This window comes from Mycobacterium sp. E3339, from assembly GCF_001666915.1.
Classification (GTDB): Bacteria; Actinomycetota; Actinomycetes; order Mycobacteriales; family Mycobacteriaceae; genus Mycobacterium.
Genome location: NZ_LZIZ01000077.1, coordinates 63,096 through 77,581, shown reverse-complemented (window position 1 = coordinate 77,581; position 14,486 = coordinate 63,096). Strand labels below are relative to the sequence as shown.

The following is a 14,486-nucleotide window of genomic DNA, read 5'->3' as shown; positions in this document are numbered from 1 at the left end:
CGTAGTCGTACGTGTCGGCCAGTTCGTCGCTGCCGGCCGCCGCGGGCGCTGCCGGGGCGTTGCCGGCCGCCGCGGGTGCGGCGCCGGTCCTGCCTCCCGTCTAGACCTTCGGGGAACCCTCCAACCAGACGGCACCGCAGATCTTTCTGCGGTGCCGTCGAATTTTGTCCACATTCCGGACGCCCAGCTCGTGTCGTCTCATCAATAACATTAGAAACACAAGTAACATCGGCTGGTGTCTCCTAGCCGTGGGCCGACGACGTTGCTCACCGCCATCGTGGCGACCGTCGTCATCGTGTCCTGGGTGGCGGACACGACGCGCGACCGCGGCACCGCCGGATCGCCGCCGGCCCGCGGCACCCAACTGGCCGAACAGCCGCTGGTCGGCCTGGGCGGGGGCGTGACGGTTCGCCAGATCAGCCAGGACACCCCGTTCTCCCTCGTCGCGCTCACCGGCGACCTGGCCGGCACGTCGACGCGGGTGCGGGCGAGGCGCGCCGACGGTTCCTGGGGGCCGTGGTACCAGACCGAGTACGAAACCGCGGCGCCCGACGGGGCGACGGCCGCCGGGTCCCTGGAGGGGCCGCGCGGCACCGACCCGGTGTTCGTCGGCACCACCACGACCGTCGAGATCGCGGTCACCCGTCCGATCGATGCGCCGCTGACCCAAGCGCCGCCCGCGCCGCCCAGCGAGGCCGCCCTCGGCTACAAGCCGGCGTCCCGCGAGCAGCCGTTCGGGCAGAACATCTCCGCGATCCTCATCTCGCCGCCGCAAGCGCCCACCGAGACGCAGTGGACCCCACCGTCCGGCGTCCTGATGCCAGGGCAGGCGCCCGCCGCGCCGGGCAGTGCGCCCGCGGCGCCCGCAGCGGCAGGCAACGCACCGGCGGCCGCGCCCGGCAGAGCACCCGCCGCACCCGGCAGCGCACCGGCGGCGCCCGGCAGCGCGCCCGCGCCGCCGTGCAGTCCCTGCGTGATCGCCGGCATCACCAAGCCCTTGAGCAGGTCGATGGCCTGACCGGCGCCCAACTGGTTGGCGGCCTGCATGACGTCGTTTACCAGACCGCCGCTGCCGCCGCTCGAGCTCCCGCCGCCACCGGTGCCGAGGCCCGTGCCGCCGCCGATCGGCGAGGCGTTGCCGAAGGACGACGGGTCACCGAGGATCGGGTAGGTCCCGTCGGCGCCCGGGTCCAACGCGGCCGGGGCCGTGATCGGCACCTCACCGGCGGCCGTCGGACTGCCCAGTCCGGGCGCGACGCCGGCCGGGCTGGTCAGCCCGGGGTTGGAAAGCGCCGGGTTGAGCCCCGCGCCCGGGGTCGCCACTCCGGCACCCGGGGTGGTCGGCAACGCGCCGGGGGCGGTGAGCCCCGGCGTCGTGGGCGCCAGGCCCGGGGTCGTCAAGCCGGGGCTGGCAGCGCCGGGGCTGGTCAGGCTCGGGCTGGTCAACGCGGGGCTGGTCAAACCGGGACTGGTCAAGCCGGGACTGGTCAAGCCGGGGCTGGTCAGGCCCGGGCTGGTGAGCCCGGGCGTCCCGAGGCCCGGAGTGCCCAGGCCGGGGCTGGTCAAGCCCGGGGTGCTGGTCGCACCCCCGCCCAGCGCGGGCACCGGGGGCAGGTTGATGCCGAACTGCGACAGCCCCTGCGACAGCGCGCCCATCAGCTCGCCCGGCAGGTCGCTCATCACGGCCGCCTGCTTGAAGTCGTGGTGCTCGGGCGGCTTGCTGCCGGTCGTCGATTCGTAGACAAGGAAATACGCGCAAGGACTCGCCACTGCCAGGGCGGCGACCGCGCTCATGGCTGTCGAAAGCTTGCGTCGGCGTCGGTTCGGCACGGAAGTCTCCTCAATCTGGACAACTCAATCGTCAACTGTGTTGTGTCGGTGTGGCCCGCCGGTTCCACCCGGCGAGATCCACACAGAATCGATGGTACGAGTGAGATTGTTGTGACTAGAGTGGTGATATTGAATCGTGAGGTAATTGCGACCCCGACCGTGATCGCCGGGCTGAGGCGCCCGCGCTCCTCGTCAATCGGCCGATCGCGGACTCCGTGGCCTCGCCAAATGGGTTAGGCCCACGCGGTCGGATACCCTAAGCAACCGATGACCGCTCGTTTCGACCTCCTCGTCGTCGGCTCCGGATTCTTCGGCCTGACCATTGCCGAGCGCGTGGCTACCCAACTCGGGAAGCGCGTGCTCGTCGTGGAACGCCGCCCCCACATCGGCGGCAACGCCTATTCCGAAGCCGAGCCGCAGACGGGCATCGAGGTCCACAAGTACGGCGCGCACCTGTTCCACACCTCTAATAAGAGGGTCTGGGACTACGTGCGGCAGTTCACCGACTTCACCGACTACCGGCACCGGGTGTTCGCGATGCACAACGGGCAGGCCTATCAGTTCCCGATGGGGCTGGGCCTGGTGTCACAGTTCTTCGGCAAGTACTTCACCCCGGACGAAGCCCGCCGGCTGATCGCCGAGCAGGCCGGTGAGATCAAGACCGAGGACGCGCAGAACCTCGAGGAGAAGGCGATCTCGCTCATCGGGCGACCGTTGTACGAGGCGTTCGTCAAGGGCTACACCGCCAAGCAATGGCAGACCGATCCCAAGGAACTGCCGGCCGCCAACATCACCCGGCTGCCGGTGCGCTACACCTTCGACAACCGGTACTTCAGCGACACCTACGAGGGCCTCCCGGTCGACGGCTACACGGCGTGGCTGCAGAACATGGCCGCAGACGACCGCATCGAGGTCAGGCTGGACACCGACTGGTTCGACGTCCGCGACCAGTTGCGCGCCGACAGTCCCGACGCGCCGGTCGTCTACACCGGCCCGCTGGACCGCTACTTCGATTACGCCGAAGGCCGGTTGGGCTGGCGCACACTGGATTTCGAGGTCGAGGTGCTGACCGATCGCGGCGACTTCCAGGGCACGTCGGTGATGAACTACAACGATCTCGACGTCCCCTACACCCGCATCCACGAGTTCCGCCACTTCCACCCCGAGCGCGATTACCCGACCGACAAGACGGTGATCATGCGCGAGTTTTCCCGGTTCGCCGAGGACGACGACGAGCCCTACTATCCGATCAACACCGAAGCCGACCGGGCCCTGCTGGCCGCGTACCGGGCGCGTGCGAAGGCCGAAACCGCTTCGTCGAAAGTGCTTTTCGGCGGCCGGCTGGGCACCTATCAATACCTGGACATGCACATGGCGATCGCCAGCGCACTGAACATGTACGACAACACCATCGCGCCGCACCTGCGCGACGGCAAAGCCCTAGTGGAGGAAGGCGCGGGGGGATGACCGCTGTAAGCCTGCTTTCCAGGATCATCCTGCCGCGGCCGGGGGAGCCCCTCGACGTGCGCAAGCTGTACCTGGAGGAGTCGACCACCAACGCCCGGCGCGCGCACGCGACCAGCCGCACGTCGCTGGAGATCGGCAAAGAGTCCGAGGTGTCGTTCGCCACCTACTTCAACGCGTTCCCGGCCAGCTACTGGCGCCGCTGGTCGATCTGCGCGTCGGTGGTGTTGCGGGTCGAGCTGACCGGAACCGGCCGCGTCGACGTGTACCGGACCAAGGCCACCGGGGTGCGAATCTCGGTGGAGGGCCGCCAGTTCGTCGGCACCGACGAGCAGCCGGCGATCGTCGAGATCGAGGTGCCGCTCAAACCGTTCGAGGACGGCGGCTGGATCTGGTTCGACATCACCACCGACACCGCGGTCAACTTGGTCAGCGGCGGCTGGTATGCGACCGAGCCCGCTCCCGGCACGGCCAACATCGCGGTGGGGATCCCCACGTTCAACCGGCCGGCCGACTGCGTCAACGCCCTGGCCGACCTCACCGCGGATCCGTTGGTGGACGAGGTGATCGGTGCGGTGATCGTCCCGGACCAGGGTGTCCGCAAGGTGCGCGATCACCCGGACTTCGCGGCGGCGGCCGCGGGCCTGGGTAACCGGCTGTCCATCCACAATCAGCCCAACCTCGGCGGTTCGGGCGGCTACAGCCGCGTGATGTACGAGGCGCTGAAAAACACGGACTGCCAACAGATTCTGTTCATGGACGACGACATCCGCATCGAGCCCGACTCGATCCTGCGGGTGCTGGCGTTGCACCGCTTCGCCAAGAGGCCGATGCTGATCGGCGGCCAGATGCTCAACCTGCAGGAGCCGTCGCACCTGCACATCATGGGCGAGGTGGTCAACCAGTCCAACTTCATGTGGACCGCCGCGCCGCACGCCGAGTACGACCACGATTTCGCGGAATTTCCGTTGAACGACAAGAGCTCTCGCAGCGCACTGCTGCACCGACGGATCGACGTCGACTTCAACGGCTGGTGGACGTGCATGATCCCGCGGCAGGTCGCCGAGGAACTGGGCCAACCGCTGCCGCTGTTCATCAAATGGGACGACGCCGAATACGGTCTGCGCGCCGGTGAGCACGGGTATCCGACCGTCACGCTGCCCGGCGCGGCGATCTGGCACATGGCCTGGAGCGACAAGGATGACGCCATCGACTGGCAGGCGTATTTCCATCTGCGCAACCGGCTGGTGGTCGCCGCCATGCATTGGGACGGTGACATCACCGGACTGGTCCGCAGCCATCTCAAGGCCACGCTGAAACACCTTGCCTGCCTTGAATATTCGACCGTGGCGATCCAGAACCGGGCCATCGACGACTTCCTGGCCGGCCCCGAGCACATCTTCTCGATCCTGGAATCCGCGCTGCCCGAGGTGCACCGGCTGCGCAAGGAATACCCGGACGCGGTCGTGCTGCCGGCGGCCAGCGAGCTGCCGACGCCGTCGAACAAGACCAAGGCGATGAAGCCGCCGGTGAACCCGGTGTCGATCGGTTACCGGCTGGCCCGCGGCATCGCGCACAACGCGACCAAGGCCGACCCCGAAGCCCACCGGCGTCCGCAGTACAACGTGCCCACCCAGGACGCCCGCTGGTTCCGGCTGTGCACGGTCGATGGCGTCACCGTGACGACGGCCGACGGGTGCGGGGTGGTCTACCGGCAACGCGATCGGCGCAAGATGTTCCAGCTGCTGTTCGCCTCGCTGCGCCGGCAGCGCCGGCTGGCGAGCCGGTTCGACGAGATGCGCAAGGTCTATCGGGACGCGTTGCCGGTGCTGTCCAGCAAGCAGAAGTGGGAGACGGCGCTGCTGCCCGCGCACGCCGAGCGAGAGCATGCCTGAATCGGTCCCCCCGCGCGGTGAGGTGGCGGCCCTGGTGGCGGTGCAATCCGCGCTCGCCGACCGCCCCGGCGTGCTGACCGTGGCGCGCGGCCTGTCCCACTTCGGCGAGCACAGCATCGGGTGGCTGGCCGTGGCGGCGGTCGGCGCCCTGCTGATGCCGAAGCGGCGCTGGGATTGGCTGGTGGCCGGGGCCGGCGCGTTCGCCGCGCACGCCGCCGCCGTGGTGGTCAAGCGGGTGGTGCGGCGCAAGCGGCCGCACGATCCGGCCGTCGTGGTCAACGTCGGCACGCCCAGCCAGCTCAGTTTCCCGTCGGCGCACGCCACCTCGACCACCGCCGCGGCCATCCTGATGGGACGGATCACCGGTCTGCCGCTGCCGGCCCTGCTGGTTCCCCCGATGGCGTTGTCGCGGATGCTACTGGGCGTGCACTATCCCAGCGACGTGGCGTGCGGCATCGCCCTGGGCGCGACCGTCGCGCGAATCGCGGTTCGGCTGCAGGGCCGGGCGGGGAAGGTGTGGGCGAATGAGTGAGGACGTGGTGACCGGGCCGTCGGGCAACGTGGTGCTCGGGGTCGTCAAGGCGATCCGCCCGCGGCAGTGGGTGAAGAACGTGCTGGTCCTGGCCGCGCCGCTGGCCGCGCTGGGCGGGCCGGTGCGCTACCACTTGCACGACGTGCTGGACAAGGCCTACCCGGCCTTGGGCGCGTTCGTCGCGTTCTGCCTGGCGGCGTCGTCGATCTACCTGATCAACGACGTGCGCGACGTCGAAGCCGACCGCGAGCACCCGACCAAGAGGTTCCGCCCGATCGCCGCGGGGGTGGTGCCGGAGTGGCTGGCCTACGCCCTGGCGGTGGTGCTCGGCGTCGCCTCGCTGGCGATCGGCTGGTGGATCACCCCCAACCTGGCGCTGGTGATGGCCGTCTACCTCGCGATGCAACTGGGTTACTGCTACGGCCTGAAACACCAAGCGGTGATGGACATTTGCATCGTGTCCTCGGCGTATCTGCTGCGGGCCATCGCCGGCGGCGCGGCCACCGACATCCGCCTCACCCAGTGGTTCCTGTTGGTGATGGCGTTCGGGTCGCTGTTCATGGTGGCCGGCAAGCGGTACGCCGAGCTGCAACTGGCCGAGCGCACCGGGGCCAAGATCCGCAAGGCCCTGGAGAACTACACGAGCACCTACCTGCGGTTCGTCTGGACCCTGTCGGCCACGGCGCTGGTGGTCTGCTACGGGCTGTGGGCCTTCGACCGGGAACACGGCGCGGCGGGCTGGTTCGTGGTCTCCATGGTGCCGTTCACCATCGCGATCCTGCGCTACGCGGTCGACGTGGATGGCGGGCTGGCCGGCGAGCCCGAGGACATCGCGTTGCGGGATCGGGTGTTGCAGCTGCTGGCGGTGACGTGGATCGCGACAGTTGGAGCCGCCGTTGCCTTCGGCTAGCCCCGAACTGCAGGCCCTCAAAGCGCGGATGATGCGCAGCCGGCCGGTCATCAGGCGGTTGGGTTGGCCGGTGTTCCCCTACACCCCGATGGTGCGGGTCAGCCTGTGGGTCAGCGTGGTGGTGGTCGTCGTCCTGTTCGGTTGGGGCGCTTGGCAACGCCGCTGGATCGCCGACGACGGGCTCATCGTGTTGCGCACCGTGCGCAACCTGCTCGCCGGCAACGGGCCGGTGTTCAACCAGGGCGAGCGGGTGGAGGCCAACACGTCGACCGCCTGGACCTACCTGATGTACGCCGGGGCCTGGGTGGGCGGTCCGATGCGGATGGAATACGTGGCGCTGGCGCTGGCTTTGACGCTTTCGGTCCTGGGCGCGGCGCTGCTGATGCTGGGGGCCGCGCGGTTGTACGCGCCCAGCCTGCGCGGCCGCAGGGCCCTGATGCTGCCGGCCGGCGCGCTGGTCTACGTCGCGCTGCCGCCGGCTCGTGACTTCGCCACCTCCGGTCTGGAGAGCGGGCTGGTGCTGGCCTATCTCGGTTTGCTGTGGTGGATGATGGTCTGCTGGGCGCAGCCGGTGCGCAACCGCCCCGATCGCCCGATCTTCGTCGGCGCGCTGGCGTTCGTCGCCGGATTCAGCGTCCTGGTCCGGCCCGATCTGGCGCTGATGGGTGGGCTGGCGCTGATCATGATGCTGGTCGCCGCGCGCGGCTGGCGCCGTCGAGCGCTGATCGTGGTCGCCGGCGGATTGCTGCCCGTCGGTTACGAGATCTTCCGGATGGGTTACTACGGCCTGCTGGTCCCCGGGACCGCCCTGGCCAAGGATGCGGCCGGCGACAAGTGGTCGCAGGGCATGATCTACCTGGCCAACTTCGACGCGCCCTACGCGGTATGGGTGCCGGTGGTGCTCCTGGTGCCGCTCGGCGTGCTGCTGCTGGCCGCGCGCCGCCGGCCCTCGTTCCTGCGTCCCGCGTTGGCCCCCGACTACGGGCGGCTGGCCCGGGCCGTCCAGAGCCCCCCAGCGGTGGTGGCCTTCGTCCTGGTGAGTGGTCTGATCCAGGCGCTCTACTGGATCCGCCAAGGCGGCGACTTCATGCACGGACGGGTACTGCTGGCACCGCTGTTCTGTTTGCTGGCCCCGGTCGCCGTCATCCCGGTGGCCATTCCGGACGGCCAGGACTACTCGCGGGAGACGGGGTACTGGGTGGCCGGGGCGGCGAGCGCGCTGTGGCTGGGTCTGGCCGGCTGGTCGCTGTGGGCGGCGAACTCGCCGGGGATGGGCGACGACGCCACCCACGTCACCTACTCCGGAATCGTCGACGAGCGGCGCTTCTACGCCCAGGCCACCGGCCACGCGCATCCGCTGACGGCGGCCGACTACCTGGGCTATCCGCGGATGGCGGCCATCCTGACCGCGCTGGACAACACCCCGGAGGGGGCCTTACTGCTGCCGTCGGGCAATTACATCCAGTGGGACCTGGTGCCGATGGCCCAGCCGCCACCGGGTAGCGCCCCCCAAAAGCCCCAGCACGCAGTGTTTTTCACCAACCTCGGCATGGTGGGCATGAACGTCGGCCTCGACGTCCGGGTGATCGACCAGATCGGGTTGGCGAATCCGCTTGCGCAGCACACGGAACGGCTGCAGCACGGCCGCATCGGGCACGACAAGAACCTCTTCCCCGATTGGGTGATCGCCGACGGCCCGTGGGTGAAGGTGCATCCCGGTGTTCCGGGTTATCTGGACGAGCAATGGGTCGCGGAGGCGGTAGCGGCCCTGAAATGCCCCGAGACGCAGGCCGTGCTGAGTTCGGTGCGCGCACCCATGACGCCGCACCGGTTCCTGTCCAACCTGCTGCATTCCTATGAATTCACCACGTACCGGATCGACCGCGTGCCGCGCTACGAGCTCGCCAGATGCGGGCTGCCGGTGCCCGCCGAGGCGCCACCTCCACCACGCGAGTAAGGCCCGCGCAGAAGAATTTTCGGCCGATCTCAAAATCGTTACGAACCGTGCCGAATGAAAAATTCCCAGCAACATCACATTTCGGGCTCAACCTGCTGGCCATAGTGCGCAAGCACATGCGGAAACGCCGTTTACGCCGTCGTGGTTTCGCCTTGAACACGCCGGGTGGCGGGGGCCGAATTGCGCTCTGCGGGCCCGCCTCGATGCGACTCGACGGTTCAAGGTGTGGTTGACTACACGGGCACTGCTGCGCGGAGATCGTATGCAGTACGACCCACACATGACGCGTCCCGGATGACGGGCGCGCCGAAGAAGGATGAGGAAGCAAGGATGACGCTTGTCGACAGGTTTCGCGGCGCCGTGGCCGGCATGCCGCGGCGGCTCGTGGTGGCGGCCGCAGGCGCGGCGCTGCTCTCGGGCCTGATTGGCGCCGTGGGGGGCTCGGCGACCGCTGGTGCCTTCTCGCGCCCCGGTCTGCCGGTGGAATACCTGCAGGTTCCTTCCGCGGCGATGGGCCGCGACATCAAGGTGCAGTTCCAAAGCGGTGGCGCCAACTCGCCCGCGCTGTACCTGCTCGACGGAATGCGCGCGCAGGACGACTTCAACGGCTGGGACATCAACACCCCGGCGTTCGAGTGGTACAACCAGTCCGGCATTTCGGTCGTCATGCCCGTCGGTGGTCAGTCCAGCTTCTACTCCGACTGGTACAAGCCCGCCTGCGGTAAGGCCGGCTGCACCACCTACAAGTGGGAGACATTCCTGACCAGCGAGCTGCCGGCTTACCTGTCCGCGCAGAAGCAGGTCAAGTCGACCAACAACGCCGCCGTCGGTCTGTCGATGGCCGGGTCGTCGGCGCTGATCCTCGCCGCGTACCACCCGAACCAGTTCGTTTACGCCGGCTCGCTGTCGGCGCTGCTGGACCCGTCGCAGGGCATGGGCCCGTCGCTGATCGGCCTCGCCATGGGTGACGCCGGTGGCTACAAGAAGGACGACATGTGGGGCCCGTCGAGCGACCCGGCCTGGGCGCGCAACGACCCGTCGCTGCAGGTCAGCAAGCTCGTCGCCAACAACACCCGGATCTGGGTGTACTGCGGTAACGGCAAGCCGTCCGACCTCGGTGGCGACAACCTGCCCGCCAAGTTCCTCGAGGGCTTCGTGCGGACCTCCAACCTGAAGTTCCAGGACGCGTACAAGGCCGCCGGTGGCAACAACGCGGTGTGGAACTTCGACGCCAACGGCACCCACGACTGGCCCTACTGGGGCGCGCAGCTGCAGGCGATGAAGCCTGACCTGCAGTCGGCGCTGGGTGCCACCCCGGGCGCCGGGCCGGCCACGGCCGCTGCGGCCGCCGGAAACGGCACCAACGGCCAGGGCACCTAAGCCCTAAAAATCACGCGACTGGCGGCGGGAACCCCTCGGGGTTTCCGCCGTCAGTGGTTTTGGTGTGTGATTTGTTTCACTACCCCGCGGGCGGGGGAACTACGGCGCTGGCTAATGTGCAGACAGCGACTAGACGATGGAGGGTGGACATGAGGGTCGTGCGGGGTATGTCGGCGCTTCTTCGGGCGGTCTGCGTGGCCGCGCTGGCGGTCGCCTTGATCGGTGTCGTCGTGACGGGCGGACCGGCCGGCAAGGCCAGGGCGGCGGGGTACGAGAGCCTGATGGTGCCGTCGGCGGCGATGGGCCGCGACATCCCGGTGGCCTTCCTGGCGGGCGGACCGCACGCGGTCTATCTGCTGGACGCCTTCAACGCGGCCCCGGACGTCAGCAACTGGGTCACCGCGGGCAACGCGATGAACACGCTGGGCGGCAAGGGAATCTCGGTGGTGGCGCCCGCGGGCGGGGCCTGGAGCATGTACACCAACTGGGAGCAGGACGGCAGCAAGCAGTGGGACACGTTCCTGTCCAGCGAGCTGCCGAACTGGCTGGCCGCCAACAAGGGCCTGGCACCCGGTGGCCACGCCGCCGTCGGCGCCTCGCAGGGCGGCTACGGCGCGATGGCGCTCGCCGCGTTCCACCCCGACCGCTTCGGTTTTGCCGGCTCGCTGTCGGGCTTCCTGTACCCGTCGAGCACCAACTACAACGGCGCCATCCTGGCCGGGCTGCAGCAGTTCGGCGGCGTCGACGGCAACGGCATGTGGGGCGCACCCCAGCTGGGCCGGTGGAAGTGGCACGACCCCTACGTCCACGCCTCGCTGCTGGCGCAGAACAACACCCGCGTGTGGGTCTACAGCCCGACCAACATGGGCGGCGACGACGCCGCGATGATCGGCCAGGCCGGCGCGGCCATGGGCAGCTCCCGCGAGTTCTACCAGCAGTACCGCAGCAACGGCGGGCACAACGGTCACTTCGACTTCCCCGGCGGCGGCGACAACGGCTGGGGCTCGTGGTCGGGGCAGTTGGGCGCGATGTCGGGGGACATCGTCGGCGCCATTCGGTAGCGGCGATCGCAAGCGCGGCGGTGGCGGCACCGCCCGCTTGCGGGGGACCGGGCGCCGCGGGTCGGCGCCATTCGGTAGCGGGTCGTTGCCCGGCTGACCCGCTCCTGCGAGCCGGTACCGTGTAGGGGGTGCGGCGGGGGTCGGAGGACCATTTCGCTGCGATCCACCGACTCTGTTAGCAGGAGAACATGGCTACCGACGCCCGGCGCAAGCGCCACCGAGCCCTCGCCTGGACCGCCGCCCTGGCGATGGCGGGCGTCGTGTTGTTGGTGATCGTGCTCGTGGTCGTCATGCTGCGTGGCCGCGAATCGCCGCCCAGCGCGGTGCCGCCCGGCGTGCTGCCGTCGCCGTCCACGACCACCCATCCGCACAAGCCGCGGCCCGCCTCGCAGGACGCGTCCTGCCCGGACGTCCAGTTGGTCAACGTCCCCGGCACCTGGGAATCGGCCCCGCAGGACGATCCGCTCAACCCGATGCAGTTCCCCAACGCGTTGCTGCACAAGGTGACCGCGTCGATCACCCAGCAGTTCCCCGCGTCGCGGGTGCAGGTGTACACCACCCCCTACACCGCGCAGTTCCACAACCCGCTCAGCGGTGACACCCAGATGTCGTACAACGAAAGCCGCGCCGAGGGCACCCGCGCGACGGTCCAGGCGATGACGGACATGAACGCCAAGTGCCCGCTGACGAGCTACGTGCTGATGGGCTTCTCCCAGGGCGCGGTGATCGCCGGTGACATCGCCAGCGATATCGGCAACGGCCGCGGGCCGGTCGATGATGACCTGGTTCTGGGTGTGACGTTGATCGCGGACGGCCGCCGCCAGCCCGACGTGGGCAAGGACATCGGGCCCAACCCGCCAGGGCAGGGCGCCGAGGTCACCCTGCACGAGGTGCCGGTGCTGTCCGGGCTGGGCCTGACCATGACCGGGGCGCGGCCGGGCGGATTCGGCGCGCTCAACGACAAGACCAACGAGATCTGCGCGCCGGGCGACCTGATCTGCGCCGCCCCCGACGAGGCGTTCAGCGTGGCCAACCTGCCCAACACGCTCAACACCCTGGCCGGCGGGGCCGGCCAGCCCATTCACGCGTTGTACGCGACGACCCAGTTCTGGAACCTGGACGGGCAGCCCGCGACGGATTGGACGTTGAACTGGGTGCAAGGACTGATCACCAACGCGCCGCACCCCAAACATGGATGACCGGCCGCGGGACACAGCGGTTTGGAGCCCGTTGCCGGTGCAGATCAGCGGTACCTTGTGATTTGGTGTGCTGCGGGCCGCCCCTTAACATTAAGAGGAATTTAAGAGCTAGAGACTTTGTCGCGGACCCGGTCCTGGTTGAAGCCGGCCTGGGATGAGCAGGAGGCCGGCGCCCGTGGCGCCGCGCGAGGACTGGCCCGCGGTCGAGATGGGAAACCGTCGGCGTCGCCGACCATAGGACGAAAGTCGGCGTGGCGCCGACTTAAACAGGCGTGACAGGAGAGCGGAATGCCGTACCACAACCCGTTCATCGTGAATGGAAAGATCAGGTTTCCGGATAACACCAACCTGGTCAAGCACGTTGAGAAATGGGCGAGGGTTCGCGGCGACAAGCTGTCCTACCGTTTCATCGACTACTCCACCGAGCGCGACGGGGTGTACCGCGACATCGTGTGGCGCGACTTCAGCGCCCGCAACAGGGCGGTGGGCGCCCGGCTGCAGCAGGTCACCCAGCCGGGTGACCGCATCGCCATCCTGTGCCCGCAGAACCTGGACTACCTCATCGCCTTCTTCGGCGCGCTGTACGCCGGCCGGATCGCGGTGCCGCTGTTCGACCCGAACGAGCCGGGCCACGTGGGCCGGCTGCACGCGGTGCTCGACGACTGCACGCCGTCGACCATCCTGACCACCACCGAGGCCGCGGAAGGCGTCCGCAAATTCATCCGCGCGCGCTCGGCCAAGGAACGGCCCCGCGTGATCGCCGTCGACGCGGTGCCCGACGAGGTGGCGTCCACCTGGGTCGAGCCCGAGGCCGACGAGAACACCATCGCTTACCTGCAGTACACCTCCGGCTCCACCCGCACCCCGACCGGCGTGCAGATCACCCATCTGAACCTGCCCACCAACGTGCTGCAGGTGCTCAACGGTCTCGAGGGCAAGGAGGGCGACCGGGGCCTGTCCTGGCTGCCGTTCTTCCACGACATGGGCCTGATCACGGCGCTGCTGTCGCCGGTGCTCGGCTACAACTTCACGTTCATGACCCCGGCCGCGTTCGTGCGCCGGCCCGGCCGCTGGATTCGGGAGATGGCGCGCAAGCCCGAAGACGCCCCGAACTGTGAGGTCGTCACCGTCGCCCCGAACTTCGCGTTCGAGCACGCCGCGGTGCGCGGCGTGCCCAAGGACGGCGAGCCACCGCTGGACCTGAGCAACGTCAAGGCGATCCTCAACGGCAGCGAGCCGGTGTCCCCGGCGTCGATGCGCAAGTTCTACGAGGCGTTCAAGCCGTACGGCCTGCGCGAGACCGCGATCAAGCCGTCGTACGGCCTGGCCGAGGCCACCCTGTTCGTTTCCACCACGCCCATGGACGAGGCGCCCACGGTCATCCACGTCGACCGCGACGAGCTGAACAAGCAGCGCTTCGTCGAGGTCGCCCCCGATGCGCCCACGGCCGTCGCGCAGGTTTCCGCCGGCATCATCGGCGTCGACGAGTGGGCCGTCATCGTCGACCCCGACACCGCCAGCGAGCTGCCGGACGGGCAGATCGGCGAGATCTGGCTGCACGGCAACAACATGGGCACCGGCTACTGGGGCAGGGAAGACGAGACCACCGAGACGTTCCGCAACCTGCTCAAGTCGCGCATCAGCCAGTCGCACGCCGAGGGCGCCCCGGACGACGGCATGTGGGTGCGGACCGGCGACTACGGCACCTACCACAAGGGCCACCTCTACATCGCGGGCCGGATCAAGGACCTCGTCATCATCGACGGCCGCAACCACTACCCGCAGGACCTCGAGTACTCGGCGCAGGAGGCCAGCCGCGCCCTGCGCACCGGCTACGTGGCCGCGTTCTCGGTCCCGGCTAACCAGCTGCCGCAGGTGGTGTTCGACAACCCGCACACCGGGCTCAAGTACGACCCCGAGGACAGCTCCGAGCAGCTGGTGATCGTGGCCGAGCGCGCTCCCGGCACGCACAAGCTGGACTACCAGCCGATCGCGGACGAGATCCGGGCGGCCATCGCCGTCCGCCACGGGGTGACCATCCGCGACCTGCTGCTTGTGCAGGCGGGAACGATCCCGCGTACCTCCAGCGGCAAGATCGGGCGCCGCGCGTGCCGCGCCGCCTACCTCGACGGCAGCCTGCGTAGCGGCGTCGGATCGCCGACGGCCTTCGCCGGCGCTAACGACTGAACCCAGGAACCATGGCTGAATTAGACGATCCCCAGGACCCGCAGGAGAATCTGCCCGCCAAGAAGACCGAA

The 14,486-nt window shown here is 68.8% G+C and carries 11 protein-coding genes; 9 read left to right on the top strand and 2 right to left on the bottom strand.

Features of this window, described 5'->3' with window-relative positions:
• Positions 1–210: 210 nt before the first annotated feature.
• On the bottom strand, positions 211–642 hold the full coding sequence (locus A5702_RS26655; RefSeq protein WP_068219419.1) for a hypothetical protein: 432 nt from the start codon (positions 640–642) through the stop codon (positions 211–213).
• 63 nt (positions 643–705) lie between these two features.
• Complete coding sequence (locus tag A5702_RS07045) at positions 706–1,830, bottom strand: PirG (protein ID WP_231965009.1); 1,125 nt, start codon at positions 1,828–1,830, stop codon at positions 706–708.
• 267 nt (positions 1,831–2,097) lie between these two features.
• On the opposite strand from A5702_RS07045, the gene glf reads away from it, so the two are divergent.
• From glf to fadD32, 9 genes are all read left to right on the top strand, one after another.
• Positions 2,098–3,297, top strand: coding sequence for a UDP-galactopyranose mutase (gene glf / locus A5702_RS07040; RefSeq protein ID WP_055403913.1), 1,200 nt, complete (start codon positions 2,098–2,100; stop codon positions 3,295–3,297).
• Positions 3,294–5,189, top strand: a complete 1,896-nt coding sequence (locus A5702_RS07035) for a glycosyltransferase (protein ID WP_068219418.1) — start codon at positions 3,294–3,296, stop codon at positions 5,187–5,189. The genes glf and A5702_RS07035 overlap by 4 nt, the downstream gene beginning before the upstream one ends.
• The gene (locus A5702_RS07030; protein WP_068219417.1) at positions 5,182–5,721 is read left to right on the top strand and encodes a phosphatase PAP2 family protein; all 540 of its coding nucleotides are present in this window, start codon (positions 5,182–5,184) and stop codon (positions 5,719–5,721) included. The genes A5702_RS07035 and A5702_RS07030 overlap by 8 nt, the downstream gene beginning before the upstream one ends.
• The gene (locus A5702_RS07025) at positions 5,714–6,631 is read left to right on the top strand and encodes a decaprenyl-phosphate phosphoribosyltransferase (RefSeq protein WP_067823793.1); all 918 of its coding nucleotides are present in this window, start codon (positions 5,714–5,716) and stop codon (positions 6,629–6,631) included. The genes A5702_RS07030 and A5702_RS07025 overlap by 8 nt, the downstream gene beginning before the upstream one ends.
• On the top strand, positions 6,618–8,588 hold the full coding sequence (aftB, locus tag A5702_RS07020) for a terminal beta-(1->2)-arabinofuranosyltransferase (protein WP_304440331.1): 1,971 nt from the start codon (positions 6,618–6,620) through the stop codon (positions 8,586–8,588). Before A5702_RS07025 ends, aftB begins: the two co-directional genes overlap by 14 nt.
• Positions 8,589–8,918: 330 nt before the next feature.
• Positions 8,919–9,968, top strand: a complete 1,050-nt coding sequence (locus A5702_RS07015; RefSeq protein WP_055403908.1) for an esterase family protein — start codon at positions 8,919–8,921, stop codon at positions 9,966–9,968.
• A gap of 158 nt (positions 9,969–10,126) precedes the next feature.
• Complete coding sequence (locus A5702_RS07010; RefSeq protein ID WP_055403915.1) at positions 10,127–11,029, top strand: esterase family protein; 903 nt, start codon at positions 10,127–10,129, stop codon at positions 11,027–11,029.
• Positions 11,030–11,217: 188 nt separating this feature from the next.
• Complete coding sequence (locus A5702_RS07005; protein WP_055403907.1) at positions 11,218–12,228, top strand: cutinase family protein; 1,011 nt, start codon at positions 11,218–11,220, stop codon at positions 12,226–12,228.
• A 288-nt stretch (positions 12,229–12,516) separates the two neighbouring features.
• Complete coding sequence (fadD32, locus tag A5702_RS07000) at positions 12,517–14,415, top strand: long-chain-fatty-acid--AMP ligase FadD32 (protein ID WP_055403906.1); 1,899 nt, start codon at positions 12,517–12,519, stop codon at positions 14,413–14,415.
• The last annotated feature ends 71 nt before the right edge of the window (positions 14,416–14,486 follow it).